The 20,139-nt window shown below is 45.1% G+C and carries 17 protein-coding genes and 2 riboswitches; of the genes, 5 read left to right on the top strand and 12 right to left on the bottom strand.

The features are described 5' to 3' along the window. Positions 1-101 precede the first annotated feature (101 nt). Complete coding sequence (locus Q5866_RS03950; RefSeq protein WP_303178997.1) at positions 102-680, top strand: RNA polymerase sigma factor; 579 nt, start codon at positions 102-104, stop codon at positions 678-680. Further along, positions 667-1,803: a carboxypeptidase-like regulatory domain-containing protein gene (locus Q5866_RS03945; RefSeq protein WP_303178960.1), complete on the top strand. Its 1,137-nt coding sequence runs from the start codon at positions 667-669 to the stop codon at positions 1,801-1,803. Before Q5866_RS03950 ends, Q5866_RS03945 begins: the two co-directional genes overlap by 14 nt. Positions 1,804-1,812: 9 nt before the next feature. On the opposite strand, the gene Q5866_RS03940 is transcribed toward Q5866_RS03945, so the two are convergent. Further along, on the bottom strand, positions 1,813-2,763 hold the full coding sequence (locus Q5866_RS03940; RefSeq protein ID WP_303178958.1) for a DUF4435 domain-containing protein: 951 nt from the start codon (positions 2,761-2,763) through the stop codon (positions 1,813-1,815). A gap of 96 nt (positions 2,764-2,859) precedes the next feature. Continuing rightward, positions 2,860-3,696 carry an AAA family ATPase gene (locus Q5866_RS03935; protein WP_099290996.1) on the bottom strand — a complete coding sequence of 279 codons (837 nt, stop codon included), beginning with the start codon at positions 3,694-3,696 and terminating at the stop codon, positions 2,860-2,862. A gap of 109 nt (positions 3,697-3,805) precedes the next feature. Here Q5866_RS03935 and Q5866_RS03930 point away from each other — a divergent pair, with 109 nt between their 5' ends. Then, positions 3,806-4,174: a DMT family protein gene (locus Q5866_RS03930; protein WP_227215763.1), complete on the top strand. Its 369-nt coding sequence runs from the start codon at positions 3,806-3,808 to the stop codon at positions 4,172-4,174. Here Q5866_RS03930 and Q5866_RS03925 read toward each other — a convergent pair. Continuing rightward, a complete protein-coding gene (locus Q5866_RS03925) occupies positions 4,153-4,959 on the bottom strand; it encodes an ABC transporter ATP-binding protein (RefSeq protein WP_303178955.1) in 807 nt (268 codons plus the stop codon). The genes Q5866_RS03930 and Q5866_RS03925 overlap by 22 nt on opposite strands. A 1-nt stretch (position 4,960) precedes the next feature. After that, positions 4,961-5,977, bottom strand: a complete 1,017-nt coding sequence (locus Q5866_RS03920; RefSeq protein WP_292267863.1) for an iron ABC transporter permease — start codon at positions 5,975-5,977, stop codon at positions 4,961-4,963. Positions 5,978-6,119: 142 nt separating this feature from the next. On the opposite strand from Q5866_RS03920, the gene Q5866_RS03915 reads away from it, so the two are divergent. Next, entirely contained in the window at positions 6,120-7,934 is a 1,815-nt protein-coding gene (locus tag Q5866_RS03915) for a TrkH family potassium uptake protein (RefSeq protein WP_303178953.1), read from the top strand. Between the two features lie 170 nt (positions 7,935-8,104). Beyond that, positions 8,105-8,773 (top strand): TrkA family potassium uptake protein, encoded by a 669-nt coding sequence (locus Q5866_RS03910; protein WP_303178951.1) that lies wholly within the window; start codon positions 8,105-8,107, stop codon positions 8,771-8,773. Here Q5866_RS03910 and Q5866_RS03905 read toward each other — a convergent pair whose 3' ends face one another. The 8 genes from Q5866_RS03905 to Q5866_RS03870 all read right to left on the bottom strand — a co-directional run bounded on the left by Q5866_RS03905 (position 8,774) and on the right by Q5866_RS03870 (position 20,137). Further along, a complete protein-coding gene (locus tag Q5866_RS03905) occupies positions 8,774-9,571 on the bottom strand; it encodes an ABC transporter substrate-binding protein (RefSeq protein ID WP_303178949.1) in 798 nt (265 codons plus the stop codon). It abuts the gene before it with no gap. A 45-nt stretch (positions 9,572-9,616) separates the two neighbouring features. Then, positions 9,617-10,243 (bottom strand): anaerobic ribonucleoside-triphosphate reductase activating protein, encoded by a 627-nt coding sequence (locus Q5866_RS03900; protein ID WP_227215757.1) that lies wholly within the window; start codon positions 10,241-10,243, stop codon positions 9,617-9,619. Further along, positions 10,234-12,375 carry a ribonucleoside triphosphate reductase gene (locus tag Q5866_RS03895; protein ID WP_303178946.1) on the bottom strand — a complete coding sequence of 714 codons (2,142 nt, stop codon included), beginning with the start codon at positions 12,373-12,375 and terminating at the stop codon, positions 10,234-10,236. The genes Q5866_RS03900 and Q5866_RS03895 overlap by 10 nt, the downstream gene beginning before the upstream one ends. A gap of 97 nt (positions 12,376-12,472) precedes the next feature. Then, positions 12,473-12,658, bottom strand: a riboswitch (cobalamin riboswitch). Between the two features lie 247 nt (positions 12,659-12,905). Continuing rightward, on the bottom strand, positions 12,906-13,661 hold the full coding sequence (locus Q5866_RS03890) for a hypothetical protein (protein WP_303178944.1): 756 nt from the start codon (positions 13,659-13,661) through the stop codon (positions 12,906-12,908). 21 nt (positions 13,662-13,682) lie between these two features. After that, the gene (locus Q5866_RS03885) at positions 13,683-15,152 is read right to left on the bottom strand and encodes a DUF5074 domain-containing protein (protein ID WP_227215754.1); all 1,470 of its coding nucleotides are present in this window, start codon (positions 15,150-15,152) and stop codon (positions 13,683-13,685) included. 169 nt (positions 15,153-15,321) lie between these two features. Continuing rightward, a riboswitch (cobalamin riboswitch) is annotated at positions 15,322-15,531 on the bottom strand. A 184-nt stretch (positions 15,532-15,715) separates the two neighbouring features. Continuing rightward, positions 15,716-16,735 (bottom strand): PKD domain containing protein, encoded by a 1,020-nt coding sequence (locus tag Q5866_RS03880; RefSeq protein ID WP_303178942.1) that lies wholly within the window; start codon positions 16,733-16,735, stop codon positions 15,716-15,718. A gap of 7 nt (positions 16,736-16,742) precedes the next feature. Then, entirely contained in the window at positions 16,743-18,068 is a 1,326-nt protein-coding gene (locus Q5866_RS03875; RefSeq protein ID WP_303178940.1) for a DUF5074 domain-containing protein, read from the bottom strand. 47 nt (positions 18,069-18,115) lie between these two features. Then, on the bottom strand, positions 18,116-20,137 hold the full coding sequence (locus Q5866_RS03870) for a TonB-dependent siderophore receptor (RefSeq protein WP_303178939.1): 2,022 nt from the start codon (positions 20,135-20,137) through the stop codon (positions 18,116-18,118). Between the last annotated feature and the right edge of the window lie 2 nt (positions 20,138-20,139).

The following is a 20,139-nucleotide window of genomic DNA, read 5'->3' as shown; positions in this document are numbered from 1 at the left end:
TAGAGTCATTTTTTCAAGAAGATGATTTGGCAGAAGAAATTCCATAAATTTGAGAAAGAAATTTTATAAATTCGTATATTTGTAAAAATCAATACTTGGATGTGAATCAGGTTCAGGAACATAGAACGGATGAGGAACTTTTGCGGAAGTATTGTGCAAAAGGAGAGTTGGTGTATCTGGTAGAGGTCTACAAAAGATATATGCCGCTTGTGTATGGTGTGGCATTGAAATATTTAAAACGACCGGAAGATGCACAGGATGCCGTTATGCAGTTGTTCGAGGAATTGATAGTGAAAGTAAAAGGGAGCAATATCAAAACATTCAAGCCATGGCTTTATACCTGCGTACGAAACTATTGTCTGATGGAACTTCGGAAGCGGACAAGAAATTTATCGGTTTCTTTAGACGATTCTTTTATGGAATTTTGCGATGATTTTCATCTTACAATAGCAGGAGAGAATGAAGAACGGGAAAAAGCGTTGCAGGATTGTATCGAGGCTCTCCCCGAGAAGCAGCGTATTAGCGTGAATTATTTCTTCCTGCAGGAGCTTTCTTACAAGGAAGTGGAAGAGCGAACAGGGTTTTCCTTGAAAAATGTAAAAAGTTTTATCCAGAACGGGAAACGAAATTTGAAATTGTGTTTGGAACATAAAGGAATAACATCGTATGAAACGGAATGATGACATAAAAGATTACCTGCGGGGCAACCGGAAAGGGGAGTCCGCCAATCGGCTGGAGCGGGAAGCTTTGTCTGATCCGTTTCTATACGAGGCATTGGAAGGACTGACCTCGACTCCGGGGGACCCGATTGATGGTCTGATTCGTTTGGAGCGTCATTTGGAGGAGCGTGTCCGGGGGAGTAAGAAGAAAAGCCGGAGCTGGTTGTATATTGCTGCCTCGTTTTTGGTTTTGGCGATGTGTGGTACTTTGTGGCTTGTCGAAAGGGAAGATACATCGAAAGTTCTGGAAAAGGAAATGGCTATGGTTGCCCCGCAAGAAATGAGGCGTGAGGCTATTAAGGTTTTTTCCGCGGATAGTAGTCATGGTGTAGAGGATTCGGCTCACGTGAGCATGTTGCGGAAGGTACAACCGGAACAAGCGGAAGTTGCGATGGAGGTGATGAAAAAAGAACGTGGGGTATCGATGAATACGGTGGAGGGTATCGTGACTGATGAAAAAGGAGAGATATTACCGGGTGTAACGATTCTTGTTTCCGGAACAAGTGTCGGGACAGTGACTGATGAACAAGGAACTTTCCGGTTGGAACTTCCGGAGGGGAAAACGCATTTGACTTTTAATTTTATCGGGATGAAAATGCAAGGCGTTGTTGTAAAAGCCGGGACACAGATACAAGTGAAGATGGAAGTAGACCAGCAGAAATTGGATGAGGTCGTCGTTACAGGTTATAATACGGTAAAGAAAACAAGTATGGTGGGAGCTGTCGCGACTGTCGGTGGGAATGAATTAAAAAAGGATACGATAGTTTCCGCGGATGATATTGTACGTTTTAATCGTTACATGGCGGATGCTCTGAAATACCCGGAAAAAGACGTGAAAAATGGAAATGAAGGTATTATTCTGGTTTCTTTTGAACTGAATAAAAAGAAAGTTCCTAGCCGTATCCGTATTAAAGACGGTTTCTCCAAAGAAAGTAATAAAGAATTGATTCGCTTGTTGGCGGAAAGTCCGAAATGGGAATCCTCGCTTTCCGGTAAGAGAATATATGTTTCGGTTCGCTTCACGATTGGGAAAGACGGAGCGAAGCATACGGCTATCCTTGCAACAGAAAAACCTTGGAAATAAAATCCGATGTCAGAACAGCGTGTGAATATCTTCCTCTATTTTCAAGATAGCGGGATAAGCCCCGAACTGGATATTTTTCTTCAGTTGATCATCAATACTATTCCGGTAACCGAATAAATTAACTCGCGGATGTGTTCCTGCGGAGGCGTCTTTCGCTTGTCGTAAAACTTTTTTGCACACTTCCCGGTTGAGCATATAGACCATATCGTACACGTTATGCCCCCGGATAAAAAGATAGGTCGTATCGGGCGTCAATCCTATTTCTTTATATTTATCTTCCAGAATAGAAAGGTCTGCTTTAGGATAGGCTCTACGTAATTGTGCCAGTTTGCGATCGATCTTGTTTTTTAGGATATTCAACTCTTTGCGTCCGTTCTGTCGGATGTCGGGACGGCGTTGCCACTCGAATGATGCCAGTTCGTTGAATTCCGCTATCGAGAAGCGTTTTGGATCGGCAACAAGGAAATAAAGATGCCAAAGGAATAGTTTGTACACGATATTCGAGTATTGTTTCAAGAATTGCCTGAAATCAAAAAGATGATTGGGCAACGTGGTGATCCGGCGGCATAAGTCATTTAGTCCCTCTTCGTAACAGTGATGATTCTCGAAAGAATAAGTGTAGGTTTGAAAAATGTAATGGTTGATATCTATATTCCGTTCCTGCAATAAATAACGATAGTCACTGTCAATGCAGATAAAGAATTTAGGATTCAAGTATTTGATGTATTTCAAACATTGTGTCACGCCTTTGGTTTCGTGTCCTTTTTCGTTCCGGGAGCCGGCGATAAAGTGAAACCGGTCATTAGGACGAAAATGTTTGAAAATGGTACTCCAGAATACAATATCATCCTTGTCTTCCACGTGTATGGCGGCACGACACCGTAACAACTGTGCGTCCATCATAAAGCGTTTGGCAGCGTGGTAGTAATATTTTTCTTTTGATATAGGAGGGCGAAACATAACAATTGAAAATTAATTAATTTACGATTTATGAATTACGATTGATAGGCAGGTTCAATCTAAAATCTGAAATCATAAATCTAAAATTAGTCATAGTCACTGAATTAATAAGTCTTCGATAAACACGAGTTTGTCACCCCAACCGTCGCCGAAAAGACTCGGGGAGTGCGTGGACGTGATGATCTGGCAATGCGGGTTTAGTTTTTGAATCTCTTCAAAAAGACGGTATTGCCACTCGATGTGCAATGAAATTTCCGGCTCGTCCATCAAAAGGATATAAGGTTGTCCGTCCATGAGAAAAACCCGGAGCAGGATGATTAACAATTGCTTCTCTCCCGAGGAGAGTTTGTACAGGTGAATAAGCTCGTTGCCGTCACGGAAAACAAGCTGGTTAGTCATCGGGTCAATTTCTATCGTTTTTCCGGTACCGGCAAACAGATGATTCACCGTGTCATAGAAATCGCGAATCCGGCGGTTGATTTTCTCTGCCTGCTCGGGAAAGTTCGTGGCACGAAGACGATAATCGGAAAAAGAGTTGTTGTTCTCTCCCACGCTGTACACGATCTCTTTTAACTCGCTCAACAGGGGACTGTCTTCCTTACCCATTTTTCGTCTATCGCGGATAGGCACATCGAATGTACTTATTTTCAAATAATTTACCCCGGCTAGTTTTTGTCTTATGGAAGACACGGAACTATCTTTTCGGAAATTGATCTCGTTACCGTCGATCATGATTTCCGCCTCGATATTGTACAATTTCAACCGTTTGACATCGGCAGATAGCAAGGCGTCGATAATATTAAAAAACGTGGTCTTACCGCTACCGTTGATACCCGTGAGTATATTCACGTCCGGATTCAAGTTTTCCCACCGGAAATTATATTTTCCCCATATATTGCGGATCTCTATTTTTTGAATTTTATTTGCTTTCATGATTCTGGTACTTGATAAAAGTTTGTCCCAATCGTTATCAACAAAGATAATAAATTTTATACTTTCGCGTCGATTTAAGAGATCATTTCATGGATTAATATTTGATACTATGCAAGGACTTTACGCGATATTATTATTGATTGTCTCAAACATTTTTATGACATTTGCTTGGTATGGACACTTGAAGTTGCAGGAAATGAAGTGGATAGATAACTGGCCGCTTTTCGGTGTTATCCTCTTTTCATGGTGTATTGCTCTTTTCGAATATTGTGCGCAGGTACCGGCCAATCGTCTGGGATTCATCGGGAACGGGGGACCTTTCTCGTTAATGCAGTTGAAGGTCGTTCAAGAAGTGATCACTTTGACCATCTTTATTATTTTTTCCATGGTCTTCTTCAAGGGGGTGACGTTCCAATGGAATCATCTGGCGGCTTGCGTCTGTCTTGTACTTGCTGTTTATTTTGTATTTATGAAGTGATGTTTATCCGACACGGGGAACACGCAGGGTTTACCCGAAAGAGGATTACTTTGAGTAATAACCAGAGTGTCGTAGACGCTTTCGATATTGTCGTAAGTCAATACTTCTTCCGGGGTGCCGCTCGAGTGAATACTTCCTTCTTTGAGCATAATCAGTCGGTCGCTGAATTCGCTGGCGAGGTTCAGGTCGTGAATGATAAGCAACACGGTAAGGTTTTGTTCCCGGTTCAAGCGTTGCACGAGATTCAGTATTCGCATTTGGTGGGATATGTCCAGATGGGAAGTGGGTTCGTCAAGTAGGAGAATCTCCGTTTGTTGGGTGAGAGCCCGGGCAATGGCTGCCAGTTGTTGTTCGCCACCGCTAAGTTGGTTCATGAGTTTTGCACGTTTTTCCCATATACCTGTTAATCGCATATTTTTTTCGGCAATGGCGTAGTCCTCCTTGCTCTCGAAAAGTTGTAGCGGGGCGTGGTAGGGGAGGCGTCCCATGAGAACGTAGTCCTCGATAGAGATAAAATCCGCTTCCACGGTCTGGTTGACAATGGCAAGTTGTTTTGCCCTTGCTTTATGCGTCATGCGGAATGCGTCCGTGCCGTTTATCCGGATAGAGCCTTGTTGCACGGGTAGCATGCCGGTGATGGCTCGGAATAAAGTTGTTTTGCCCGCCCCGTTGGGACCGATAATGGAAGTCAATTTATCCCGTTCCACGTTGAACGAGATATCCCGTATCGTGAATTTATGGTTGTAGCCACATTGAAGATTTTCTATTTCTATCGCGTTGTCCATATCAGTCTATCGTTTTTTCCGTTTTGGTGTTACTCATCACGAGAATGAAAATGATACCCCCGATAATTCCGGTGATTACCCCAATCGGTAATTCGTTGGGCGAAATAATCGTTCGGGCGAAAATGTCGGATAAAATCAAGAAGATACCTCCCCCGATAAAAGAACTCGGGAGCAAAATCCGAAAATCGGAACCGATGATAAAACGCATGAGTTGAGGGATAATTAATCCCACGAACCCGATAACCCCGACAATAGAAACACATATTCCGGTAAGCAGGGAACTGAGCAAAAAAAGAACCTTGATAGCCCGGTTGGCATTAATACCTAATTGTATGGCTCTTTCCGAACCCAAACGCATGGCGTTCAACGCCGGGGTGTATAGAAAAGCAAGGCATAGCACGACGAGACTGGTCACGGAAATCAGCGCGATAAGTGTCGGGTCGGTTTCATTCAGAGAACCCATGATCCAGAACACGATGCCGTGCAAGTTCTCGCTTTTGGTGACGGACATGATCAGCAACATGAGCGAGGAAGAGATAAAACTAATCATCACCCCTGTCAGCAGGAGGCTGTGTACGCGGACATTACCTCGTCGGACTCCGAGCGTGTAAACCAGAATGACCGTGACAAGAGCCCCGGCAAACCCGGCGAGGGGAAGCATAAAACTCCCGTGCAGGGTATGTAGTGACAGGACGATGGCAGCCGTGACTCCCACCGATGCACCCCCCGATATCCCCAAGGTATAAGGCTCAACGAGCGGGTTGCGGAAGATTCCTTGCAGGATGACTCCGGACAGGCTTAAAGCACCGCCGACGATAAATCCGAGAATGATGCGGGGAACTCTTAATTGACGCAGGATGTTCAGGCGAACATCCTCCGGGTCCCCGTTCCAGAGTTGAAATATATCTTGAATGGAAAAACGAATCTCCCCGAAGCAAAGTCCTGCCACAATACTTCCCGCGAGGAGAAGCAGTAAAAAAGCCAGAAATAGAATCCATTTATAATATTTTCCTTGCATGGGAAATTCAATAGTGATTTTCAGTGCAAAGATGCGAAATATTGGTTAAACTTGAAAGATATTGTTCTTCATGCAAATGAGTTTTTTGCGTTTTTTGTAACCTCGTGCAGGGGGCTGTCGTTAAAAACTAAAAAAAGATGTTATGCTTTCAGTGGAGTTTCAATATAGAGCGAGGAAAATATACAAGTCTGTCAAGAAAATGGTGGAACTGGTAAGCAATGTATTGTTATTCCTTGCTTCATTTCTGGCTGTTATTTTAGTCATTTATCGGTTCGGTTTCAGGATGCCCGATACTTATTCCCACGAAATATATTACGTGTTTCGGGAAATCATGCGTCTTTTTCTGGCTCTTGGATTGTTGCGGTTCGTGTTTAATTTTAGACTGTTACGAGCGGAAAAAGGTTTTTGGGTAGAAGTGCTGGTGCTGTTCTTCTTGTTCGCTTTAACCTTGTTATCCAAACATTTCGATACACCGGGGTTTGAAACGGAACGCCCCGTGTTATTCAAGATAGAGCGTGTATTGACTTACGGGGTGGTATTGCTGCTCAGTATTATTCAGCTCTCTAAACAGATATTTGTCGTGATACGAAGCCGGATGAAGCCGGAAGTTCTTTTTGCCGGGAGTTTCCTGTTTATTATATTGCTGGGAGCGGTATTGTTGAGGTTGCCTAACGCAACCTACGGGGGAATAAGTTTCACGGATGCGCTTTTCACTTCGACGAGTGCCGTGTGCGTGACGGGATTGACGGTGGTCGATACCGGGGGAACGTTCACGTTAATGGGGCAGGTCGTTTTGTTGTTTCTGATTCAAGTCGGTGGTATAGGGGTAATGACCTTCACGAGTTTTTTCGCCATGTCGTTTTTGAGCGGGACCTCTTTTCACGATCAATTGATGATGAAGAACTTGCTGAACGAGGCTTCCCTAAGCGATATATTCAGGACTGTCGTGTACATTGTTTTGACAACGTTTATTATAGAAGGAATAGGTGTCTATCTGGTATATTTGCAGATACAGGATGTTGCGGGAGTCGGGAATAAAATCTTTTTTTCCCTGTTCCATGGGATCTCTGCCTTCTGTAATGCGGGGTTCTCCACTTTACCGGGAAATCTCTACGATCCCTTGATTCGCCACCTGTACGGGTTGCAGATTATTCTGGCGTTTCTGATTATCTTCGGGGGTATCGGGTTCCCGATTTTGTTTAATTACGGGCGTCTTCTGCACTATGGAATCCGGAATCAGATAAAATGTATGTTGGGACTGAATTACAAGGTGGTTCATGAACCCCGTATCGTGAGTACGACAACCCGTATTGTGTTGCCGACAACCTTGGTGTTGCTGGTCGTGGGAACGGGATTGTTCTGGATATTCGAGAATCACAATGCCTTGGAGGGAATGTCTCTGACGGGTAAATTCGCGACCTCGTTCATGGGAGCGGTGACGCCCCGTACGGCGGGTTTCAATAACGTGAATATATCCATTTTGCACCCGACGACAATCTTTCTGACTATCGTGTTGATGTGGATTGGTGCGGCTCCTATGTCCACGGGCGGTGGTATAAAAGTAACTACATTCGTGATCGCGTTGAAGAATATTTGGGCGAATCTCACGGGAAACGATCGGGTAGTGGTAGCGCATCGTCAACTGACCCGGGAGAACGTGAATCGGGCACATTCCGTGATCGTGCTTTCCGTCCTTTGGATTATTCTGGGTACATTCGCTATTATCATCTTGGAACCGACAGCCACGATAACTCAAGCCGTGTTCGAGATCGTTTCCGCCTTGGGTACGGTAGGATTGACCATGGATCTGACTCCGCATCTGAGTGTTGCGGGCAAACTGATCGTCAGCCTCACGATGTTCGTCGGTCGTGTCGGTTTGCTCACCCTTCTGACTTGCTTTATCCGCAGGCAGGAAGTGAAACTGTACACTTATCCGGACGACACGGTAATACTTTAATAATTGAAAATTGAAAGTTGAAAATTGAAAATGATTAGAGTAGGACGTGAATAATAATTTGGACAGATAATATAAATGGAAAAGGTAATGATATATAATAACGAATTGAATCTCGGAAATGGAAAATATGTTTTTTATTTTCAATTTTCAATTCTCAATTTTCAATTATTATGAAGTGTATTGTATTTGGACTGGGAAATTTCGGGCTTGCTCTGTCACAGCGGTTGACAAAGCGGGGGAATGAAGTATTGGGCGTCGATTCGGATATTAGTAAGATCAATTTGTACAAGGAATCGATCACGAACACGGTAGCGTTGGACGTGAAGAATGCCCAAGCGTTGCAGACCTTGCCGTTGCTGGACGTGGATGTAGTGTTCGTGGTATTCGGTAAGGATTTTGGAACCTCGTTATTCGTGATAGCGCTGTTGAAGCAGTTTGGGGTGAAGCGTATCGTAGCCCGTTCCATCTCTCCCGTGCACAAGGTGATTTTAACGTCTATGGGAATCACGGAAATCGTAAACCCCGAGTGGGAATATGCCGATTTCTTTGCCACGAAAGTGGAGTTGGGGACGACAATTGATTCTTATGTGTTGGACGACGACCATTTAATTATCGAGTGGGAAGTACATTCCACTTTCGTGGGACGAAAGTTAGAGGATGCCAATTTCGAGGAAGAGTTCGGGTTAAAGCTGGTAGCGTTAAAGCGTTACGATGCTAAGGCCGGTAAAACGCTGGTCATGGACAATCCTCCTGCCGACCTTGTGTTCACGACAAAAGACGTGTTCGTGCTTTTCGGTCAGCCGAAGAATTTCCGTAAACTCGGGATACAAATTGCCTGATCAATACAGTAGTTTGATCAACTCTTCTACCGTCTCCACGAAAGTGATGGGCGTGGGGCTGCAAATGTAGTCGTCAAGCGGGAATAGCTTGTCATTTTTCACGGCATTGAGGCTATTGATCTCTTTCCATTTGGAAATCTCGTTTTCGCCCACGATGCCCATGCCGACGATGAAAATGATATCCGGGTTTTGGAGAAGAACAAATTCTTTGGATATCATGGCATTGTCGAGGTCTTTGGCGATATTTATCCCACCGGTTTGTTGGATATAGTCGTGCATGAACGATCCGGGCAGGGCGGTATACAACGGGTCGCATCCGATCTCCATGAATACCTTGGGATGTCTGTCGTAAGGAATGTTTTTCTTGGCTTCTTCCAATCGTGTTTTGCACTCCTGCACGGTGCTTTCCGCTTTTGTCTTTTTATTTGATAATTCTCCCAGAATAATGAATTGCTCGCAAATCTCCTCGAAGTTTTTGGGTTGTTCCAGTCGTAGCGTCTTTATACCCATGCGTTCGAGTCCTTCCAGAACTTTAGGCGGAGTAAGTCCTCCGGTGAGAACGATATCGGGACGGAGAGCCACGATTTTCTCCATGTTCACGTTCACTGCGTCAGCCACTACGGGAATAGAATCTGCCGGTTCCGTGATGCAAAAACGGGTGCAGCCCACGATGCTTTCATTTGCACCGAGTAAATACAGGTTTTGCGTGATGGAGGCGGCAAGCGATACGATACGTTTTTGTGAGTATCCGGTGATTGCCGTGATAAATAATATGGATAATAAAATGAACTTCTGCATAATCTTGATATATAAAATGGGTGTGTAAAAGTAATATTATTTCGTTTATTCGTGTATATATTTATCCAGAATATCCCCGTCCCGGAACTCCTGCATGACATAGTGTGTACCTGAGAATTTTTCCTGTAAGTTTTGGATGTCCTCGGGGCTTTGCACTTGCGGGATAACCGTCGTCCGGAACTGGTATTCCAGTCCGGAGGTTTTGATAATCCGGATGGACTCTTGTATCTTTTCCAGCAACGAGGCTGTCATCGTGTAATTTACCTTTCGGTAGCAGGGGAGCGAGAGGGAGGATTTGATATCCATTGCCACGGCATCTATCCATCGTCCTGCAATCAGTTGTTGTAAAATCTCCGGATTCGACCCGTTCGTGTCGAGTTTCACGGGTAACCCGAGAGCTTTTATTTTTTGGATAAACGGGAGCAGGTCTTCGTGCAATGTCGGTTCACCCCCGGATATCACCACCCCATCAAGCCACCCTAATCGTTTATCGAGAAAACCGAATATCTCCTCTTCCTTTAAGTCTTGTGTCTGCCGGAGTAATTCCGGCAGTACAAGAGATGGATTGTGGCAGTAACCGCAGCGAAAATTGCAACCTTTCGTGAATATCACCGCGGATACTTTGCCTTCCCAGTCGATTAGGCTTTGTTTGACAAATCCTCCTATTCGCATAGTACGCTTTCTTTTTCCCGGACGCTCTTGTCAAACAGTTTCCGGTCGTCGAACTCGGCTCGTTTCCCGTTGTTCCATTGGCTCACGGGACGCATGTACCCTACTATCCGGCTGTACACTTCCGAGGAAGCCCCGCAACGCGGACATTTGAAATGTTCTCCCGCGATGTACCCGTGCGAGGGGCATATGCTGAACGAGGGCGAGAGCGTGATATAAGGCAGGCGGAAATTTGCCGTTACCTTACGAATCATGTTTTTAGCCGCTTGTGCGGACGTGCGGTGTTCTCCGGTAAACACGTGGAAAACAGTTCCACCCGTGTACAGCGTTTGTAATTTGTCCTGTTGGTCGAGTGCCTCGTACAGGTCGTCCGTGAAGTTCACGGGCAGATGCGTGGAGTTCGTGTAATAAGGATCGGCACCCTGTTTGAATTGTTCTTGGTTGGCAACGATAATATCGGGATATTCGGCCGTGTCGAGCAAAGCGAATCGGTAAGAGGTACTTTCCGCCGGAGTGGCTTCAAGGTTATAGATATTACCGGTTTCATCTTGGAATTGTGCCAGTATATCCCGCATAAAGTGCATCACTTTTTGCGCGAATTCCATCCCGTCCGGGTGTGAAATAGGAACCCCGAGGAAGTTCATGCAACACTCGTTCATGCCGTTGATACCGATCGTCGAGAAATGGTTTTTCCAGAAACACCCGTAACGCTCTTTCACGTAACGCAGGTAATATTTGGAATAAGGATACAGCCCTTTTTCCGTGTAGCGTTCAATAATTTTGCGCTTGATTTCCAGACTTTCCTTGCTGATTTCCATCAAGTGTTGCAGGCGTTGGAAGAAATTCTCTTCCGATGCGGCTTCATATCCCAAGCGGGGCAGGTTGATTGTGACGACTCCCACCGACCCGGTCAACGGATTTGCGGCAAACAAACCGCCGCCCCGTTTCATGAGTTCCCGTTTATCCAGACGAAGGCGACAACACATACTGCGCACGTCATCCGGCTTCATGTCCGAATTCACGAAATTGGAGAAATAAGGAATACCGTATTTTGCTGTCATTTCCCAGATGCCCTCGTACTCCGGGTTATTCCAGTCAAAGTCCGGGGTAATATTGTACGTCGGGATGGGGAACGAGAACAGGCTGCCGGAAGCATCCCCTTCGCTCATCACTTCGGCGAACGCTTTGTTAAGCATCGTCATTTCGGCTTGGAAATCCCCGTACACCTCTTCTTTGATTTCACCCCCGTGCACGATATGTTCGTTTTTCAAGAAATCGGGTACGACGAGATCCATCGTGATATTGGTAAACGGTGTCTGGAATCCTACACGGGTGGGTACGTTCAAGTTGAACAGGAATTCCTGCAAACATTGTTTCACCTGCTTGTAGTTCAACTTGTCAAAGCGTATGTAGGGGGCGAGGAACGTGTCAAAGTTGGAAAAAGCCTGAGCCCCTGCGGCCTCGCCTTGCATGGTATAGAAGAAATTCACGATTTGTCCGAGAGCCGTGCGAAGGTGCTTTGCCGGGCTGCTTTGCGCTTTCCCCTCCACTCCCCGGAATCCGACGGTAAGTAAATCCTTCAAGTCCCATCCCACGCAATAGACGCTTAGGAATCCCAAGTCGTGGATATGCAACGCCCCGCTTTTGTGCGCTTCCGATACCCGTTCCGGGTAGAGTTGGCTTAGCCAGTAATTGGAGGTGATTTGTGTGGATATATGCTGATTCAATCCTTGCAGCGAGTATGAGGAATTAGCACTTTCTTTTACCCTCCAGTCGCTCAATGACAGGTAATTATCCATTACTTCTATATTTGTCAGTAAGGTCTTCGAGTTTCGGATTTGCTCGTGTTGCTTGCGGTAAAGCAAGTACGTTTTCATCAGTTGCAGGTCGCCGTGCTGGAACAGCACCAGCTCCACGGTGTCCTGTACCTGTTCCACGTGCGGGAGTTCCTTTTCCGGTGTGCTTGCGGCAAGAATTTGCACGACTTTGTCACACAGGGCACGTGCCGTTTTACGATCGGGCTGTCCGATGGCTCTCGTTGCCTTAAAAATAGCTTGTTCAATCTTTTCCGGTTTGAAATCGCAAATTTCCCCGTTGCGTTTCACGATTCTTGAGAACGTGGTTGATGTTTCCATGATTAAAATTTTAATAATTAAAAAAATACTTCGGGGAAAACACGAGAAAAGATCGTGTATGGCAGAGAATTGTCTTTTTCGCTTTTCACCCGAAAGCTCCAATTTATTTGCAATCGGCAGGTCTTCTGACTTACTCTCGCTTTTGAATCTCCTTCCCGTCGACAGCGTGACAGTGGATCATTGATTCAAGCGTTGAATAGAGCTTACAGCTACGGGTATAGTGCGGGATTTTCACCTGCTTCCCTGTTCGTCACCGGAGTGAACCGAATGCATGGCAAATGTATGATAAAATAATTGTATTTCAATAGTGGTTTTCAAATAAAATAATTTTATTGGGATTGATATTTCCTATTGTGTTTATAATAAGTATAATGTGTTTTATTTTTGAAAATTGTGGGTTCAAAAATATGGAACTTGATTGCTTGATGTAGTTTTTTTTCTTTAGGTTTGAATTGATTTGTGTAAAAAAAAGACCGAAAATTTTACTTTTCGGTCTTTTTTATAAGTGTATTATCCTGCTATTGTTTTTCTTAATTATTGGGTGCGGCTTTCAATAATTCCGGTCTGGGATCAACATTGTATTCTGCCGAATTAATCGTGGAGAACGTCCAAGCATCCCAAGAATTATTTGCTAATGAACGTTGATCAACTAGATATTGTGAATAATCAAATCCATCCGGTACTGTTGTTGCGTCAGTCCAGCCTAACCAATAGCTTGCGTAGGCTTCGTACCAGCCGCCCATCCAGAGGTCTTCGGGAGAAGAGGTTTTCATACCGTCTAAATTATCCCCATTCTTTTCTTGATAGATGCCGTTCACGAAGTCCTTTTCTGTTAAAGTGAGAGAAGAATTACTGATTTTAATTTTTCCATCATTATTTCCGTCATACCCGAATCCCTTGATTGTGACTCCCCCGAAATTATTTCCGAGAATAACGTATAAGCGAGTATCTTTTTTTGCGATAGCTTTAACCATATCTATTCCCGTTGCACCGGAAGTCCAACGGTATCCCCATGCCAAGAAATGAATTTCATCATCAGTGGGATTCTCAATATCTGAGGCTGTTACCCATTGGATCGTAAGTGCGGAACGGTTATTTCCCGTTCCTGTCCAGTTTTGGATATCATTAATAGAATTGACGGATTGAAGATTTTCATTTACAACTAAAGGCGTTGTGTTTGTTTTTAAATCTTCCATTTCCGCTAAGATGGATGTATCCTCGTTACAAGAAGCTAAAAAGCCGATAAATAATAAGGCTATGAAAGATTTTGATAATAAATTTCTCATTGTTGTGATTGTTTTAATGATTTACTTGAAGTTATAGGTAAAGAATACATTAGCAGGATAATCCGTGTAATTTGCGTAATCACGACTTATTCTGGCATAATTTTCGCTCTCGGGATTAATGCGGCTGAAATCAAAAATCGTGATATGGTTCGTGTGGCGTTGTGAGCCAATTCCTTTTACCGTGTTTAAAAAGACCTCTCCCGTGATAGGATGAACAGCACAAGTATTATATACCAATGGCTTACTCGCGTAGTTCCCTTCCCAGAAATCAGAAGAAGCGGGAATCCAATTTTTGGCATCAATCATGTATTTTGTTTCATTTGTACTGAAAATGTGACGATAAATTGTTGTGGTCGTGTTGCTGATATATATCGTATCTCCCTTGGCAGTGATGTTCGGTGCGGCAGGTTGCGATGCTCTGATACGCAAAAGTGAGGCTGCTTCACCTTCCAATTGATTTTGTGCTAATATTTCATATGATTTCGGGTCGATTTTATAGATAATACCGCCTTCATCCGAGGCCCAAAGGTTTCCGTCTGTGGCTTTGATTAGCCCGGAAATCTGTTTCTTCCCGAATGCAATTGTATGTGCAACCTCGTTTTTGCCTCGTTCGATAACTATGACCGTGTTTCTTCGTGAGGCAAATAATTTTCCTTCTGCCACAGCCATGGTATTTTTCCGGGCGCCTTGGGTGCCTTTGATTAGAGTCGCTCTGTGATCATTTGCCACTGTTGACGGGTGCATTAGGAAGATGCCGTTCCTATTATCACGTATATAGATATCGTCATCTCCTAATACGGCAATGTGTGTTGGCCAATACGAGAAAGTGGTATCGATTACTTGCACCATCTTTCCCTCGTCTTCATAATAACTCGTGTCTATTCCTAAGATAAAAGGATCATGAAAAGAACGTTCTTTTTTTAATGTTTCAGCATTGCAAATGGTTAGAAAACCACCCCCGTTTCCTCCATTTTGGGATACGATATACATTTTGTTGTTTTTGATATATAGGTCTTGGCACACATCTCCTAAATACTCGCCGTTCACCTTGTAATATACATTAGGGGTAATATCTCCTTCCGGGCTGATGTAAATCAACGAGCCGTGAGTCGTAACTAACCCTTCATTCAGTATAAAAGTCCCGTTTTTATACTTACCGGGATTCACGGTAATCGTTGCGGTTTTGGTCGTCGTGCCGTCTGAATTTTTTGCGGTCAGGGCTAGTTGGTAGGTGCCGCTGTTTTCTGCTTTGAACACGTATGTGTCACCTGTCGAAACCTCATCGTTGTCCAGCGCCCAACTAAACGTGTTTTCCAAAGCATTGGTAACTTCCGCCCTGAACACGATGGAATCCGTCAACTCCATGGAATAATTCCCTTGCGCGAAACCCACGATGGGCAAGGTTGGGATGTAGTCATCATCATCACTACACGCGCTAAACAACGAGATCATCAATCCCCACACGATAAAAAAGAAATACAACTTCTTCATAACTGTTTTTTTTTTTTTGAATTAATTTTATATATTAAAAAACGCAATAATTAATTCATACCCATGTATCCCACGTGGATACAAACATTTCTGTTTGTAGGAAAAAGATGGCGTCAAATATCGACTTGTAAACGGTACTGGCGTTTATGTTCTCCTTTCCCATTGAACATGAAACATATTAGCTTGTGGCAGGTCTTCTGACTCGTTTCCTTCTCCGGGGCTTCCTTCCCGTCCCTCGTGTCGGGGACAGTGGATAAAGTATGCCCGGGAAGTATAGTGAAACTTACAGCAGGGGATTCTGTTCAGGATTTGCACCTGATTCCCTTTTCATCCCGAAACGCGATTCGCGAATCGAGACACCACTCACTTCCATTATTCTTCGCGAAGATAGAGGAATGATGTTAAATAATCAAGTATTTTTTTTTTATTTTATATTCAAATCGCACTCCTTTTAGTCTATTCTTAAAATGTATTGATGATGTGGAAGTAAAAAAGCTCCCGGATCATCCGGGAGCTCAAGTATAAAATTATTTTTTAGTTAAGTATTTTGGAATATGCTATTGCTATTTGATGCCTGCTGCTTTCAACAAGCGGGGTATGGGTAGGATATTTTGTTCCGCATTATTAATCGGGGAGAATGTCCATGCATCCCAGCACTCGTCTTCCAGTTCCCGGTTACTGGCGTAGAAATTGGAATACTCGTACTCTTCCGCTTCCAGTACGGCTTCCCCGTATCCCAACCAGTAGGATGCATAAGCCACGTACCAGCCGCCCATCCACCAGTCGCCCTCGCTGGTAACCCTGACGTCATCAATGTTATCCTCTTGTTCTTGCACGTATATGCCATCCGTGAAATCCGCCTCTGTCAAGGAAATTCCCTTGTATTCTCTTTCGTTGTGCACGAAATCATCGCTTTCAATCGAGATTTTCCCGTCACCGTTGCCGTCATAACCGAATCCCTTGATAGTAGCCCCGAGGGCATCGCTCGAAACGATGACGAACAAGCGGGGATCACTCTTGGCAATGGCTTTAATCATGTCAAATCCCGTGGGGGATATCTTCCCTTTTTGCGGTTTATTCCACTTGTATCCCCACGCCCGGAAAAAGACATCCTCGTCTGCCGGGTGCAATAAATCCTCCACCTCCGGTTTTACCCATTGTATCGCCAGCACCGAACGGCAATCGCCTTCACCCGTCCAGTTCGTGACGTCCGAGATTTTGAAACCGTCCTGTACCGTGATATACGTGCTGTCCGATGCCTCGCCCAAGATGTTGGATGCCGTCACCTTGATTTTATACTCTCCCTCTGTGGCGGACGAGAATTCGTATATCGTGTCTGTTGATGTTGCCTTCCCATCCACGAACCATTGCAGGTCAGCACGTGTGGTGTTGATGATATTCGCTCTTAATCTTACCGTTTTTGAGGGAAGAATAGCATTTTTCAAGCTCAAGTTCTGTACAGACACCTCCGGTGCGGTAAGAGGCATCTCCGGTTCATCTTCTCCGCCATCATTATCGCTACAGGAACTCCACATTCCCGTGATAACCAGAATAGCTAATATATAGAGTAAATTCTTTTTCATGGTCGGTTTATTCAAAATTATAAGTGAAGAACGTGCCGGCAGGGAATGCCGTGTAATTTTCGTAATTTGCACTTAATTCTGGTTCATCCCCGCTAAAGTTGAATACACTGATGTTATTAATTTTGTAGTTTTGTCCGTATCCTTTTATGGAATTTAGATAAACTTCTCCGGTAAGCGGGTGAACAGCGCACGTGTTGTAGACGATACCGACGTTGTCGACCATCGTTTTGGCATCCACCATTAATTTCGTTTCTTTCGTGCTGAAAATATGACGATATATTTTGGAAGTTAACCCGCTTATATATAACGTGTCGCCTTTAGCTGTAATTCCGGGTGCTGCGGCGTACGTGGTATTCCAAACACTAGCAACTTCTGTTGGAATATCATTCATGCCTATTTTTTGATAAGTTTTCGCGTCCACCTTCGTGATTTTACCTGATCTGTCGGATACCCACAAGTTGCCGTCGGAAGCTTTGATTACCCCGGAAACTTCCCCGTCGAAATTGATCGTGCTGCTGATTATGTCTTTACCGGCTTCAATCACTACAACCGTGTTTTTCACCGAAGCGAAAACCTTACCGTCAGCAACAGCCATTGTGTTTTTCCGTGCTCCGCTTGTTCCTTCAATAAGGGTTACGGTTCCGGTTGACGGTTGAAATCTTTTTACTCCGTTATTGTCGCGCAAATAAATATCATCATCTCCTAATACAGCCACGTGGGTAGGCCAGTTAACCTTCCCGTTTAATTCTGTTTGAAAACCTTTTATTTTTTTCAAGGTTTCCGCGTTTGCGATTACAAGGAATCCATCACCGCCTCCATTTTGTGAAACGATATACATTTTGTGGTTCTTGATAAATATATCTTGATTTACGCTTCCCAATTTTGTCCCGTTTTCATCCGTGTATGCATCTGTGGTCACTTTTCCTTCCGGACTGATAAATGTCAGTAAAGAGTTATTTTCGCTTAAAACAAATGTTCCGTTTTTGTATTCTCCCGGTTGCACGGTGATAGAGGTTGTTGTAGCAACAGTTCCATCGGAATTTGTAGCTGTGAGTTTCACGTCAAAAAGTCCGCTATATTCGGATTTGAACACGTAAATGGAATCCGTGGAAACTTCTGTGGTGTCTAATATCCAACTGAAAGTGGTTTCTGTAGGACTGGCTACAGATGCCTTCAGTATGATTGAATCTCCAATATGCATAGATAAGTTACCACTCGTGATATTAATGATCGGGGGTGCTGGTAGAGGTGTACATTCATCATCATCACTACAAGAACTCAAGAATCCTACAAATATTCCCAAAAACAAAAGTGCTAAATAAAACTTCTTCATAATTCTAATTTTCATCATGTAATATTATTAACTTGTTTATTCTTCCTCTAAAATTCCCACATCAGCGACACGAGGCAGTTTCGCAACGGCATCGGGTAATACTGCGTGGATTCGTAATAAGTGTCCAGTAAATTGTCCACTCGTATCTGCGGGGTGAGGCTCATCCCGTTACGGAACTCGTGACGGTAACCCGCCAATATATTGTGTACCGAATAGGGGTCGGTAGCGTATGCTTGGTCAGTCGTGATAAAGCGTCGCCCGATGTAAGTTACTTGCCACGAGAAAAAGGCTCCCCGGTAATCGGCGGCAACCCGCACGTTCCATTTGAAGCGTGGCACGTAAGGAATCTGTTTCATGTAAGAGCCGTCGTCCTCGTGCTGTTTCTTGCGGGTACGGGATTGCGACCAACTGTAATTGCCGGATGCGTTCACCTTTAAATCCCCCGTCTCGTATGTCAGCTTCCCGTACAGTTCCACGCCTTCCGAGCGCACGTTGCGGTGATTCTGCGGCGTCCACACCCATTGATTCCCGTCCTTGGGCAACCATAGTATCCAGTTGTCGATATACATCAAGTAGCCCGATACCTCTGCGTCCAGCGATAACCCCCGGTACAAGTGTTTCCGGTAAGCCACGGAAGCGTCATACGAGTACCCGTCTTCCGGCTTCACCTCCGGGTTGCCTCCCGGTCGCCAATAGAGGTCGTTCATGCTTGGGAACCGATAGTTGTAAGCCATATTCCCCTTTACCTGCAACTCTTTTTCCCAAAGGTTGAATACCACGCCCGCCGACCACGTGGATACTCCCCGGCTATCGTTTTGCTCGAACATATATTGCCCGTTCAGCATCATCCATTCCACCGGGGTCCATAACGCCGATGCCTGCCACGACAGCACGTTACGGTGATGGCGGAATGGCGGTTCCACCACCGGGATATCATAATCCACGTCGCCCAACGTGTATTTCGACGAGTCGATGTCAATGTAACTGCTCACTCGTATCAAATCGTGCGAGTAAGTCAGGCTTGTCCCCAGCACGAGATTTTCCCGAGGGGTACACGTGTAGTCTGCAATGCCTTGCCACGTCTGCGATTGATTTTTAGTACCCTCGGGGTCGAACATCCCCCCGGCGTACCATTTGTCGTACTTCTGCCGGTAGTACAGCCATGCCGCTTTCACGTGCAGGGCGTGTATGCCTCGGGTGAAATCCAGTCCCGTGTATGCCCGGAAATTCGTTTCCCGCTGTTTCTCGTGTGATTGGTTCACCACCCCAAGCGCGGGGGGCAACATTCGTTCGCCCTCTTGATACCATGCTACTGCCGTCAACCGGGTGTAGCGCGACAACCGGAAATAACCTTCTTGCATTGCTGCCCATTGCGTGTAGTCGGCATCCTGCCGTTTCTCGCGGAAGGGGACGTTGGTCAGAATCTTGTTCAAATAAGTATAGTTGTTATCCGAGTGCTGGTAATACAGGCGGGTTTTGAAACTTGATTTCTCTCCGCCCGTGGTTACTTGTGCCCCCGTGGTGTACGTGCCGTAGGAACCGTACTCGCCCAGCACTTTCCCGCTTACTCCCTTTCGCCAATCCGGGTCGGTGAATAGGTTGACACTTCCCCCGATGGCTCCCGTCCCGTTCTTCACGTGGCTGCTCCCGTAATACAGGTTGATATTATCCGTGAAGAAAACCGGGATTTGCGAGAAATCGAACGTTCCCGACATCGGTGGCGTGATATTGATGCCGTTCCAGTTCACCCGTGTTTGCGAGGGACTGGCTCCACGGAAGGAGGCGGTCGACAAGGCTCCCATCCCGAGGCTCTTGATATAAATAGCAGTGTAGTCCGTCAGTAACTCTGCCAACGAACGGGTTTTATTCGCTTGCATGATTTCCGGGTCTATGCGGCTAACCTTTGCCCCGGCATTTGCCTCGTTGGCGTGTTGGATACGTTGACTCACCACTTGCACCGTGTCGAGAGTCCCGTGCATCGCCACCGAATCCCGCCGCTGTGCCTCTGCCTGCATCCCGCCGCCCAGCGTGAAACAGGCATATAATCCTATCGTTATTTTTTTGAGCATAA

The organism is uncultured Butyricimonas sp., from assembly GCF_959596855.1.
GTDB lineage: Bacteria > Bacteroidota > Bacteroidia > Bacteroidales > Marinifilaceae > Butyricimonas > Butyricimonas muris.
The sequence above is the reverse complement of the archived record's forward strand: the minus strand, read 5'-3'. Positions and strand labels throughout refer to the sequence as shown.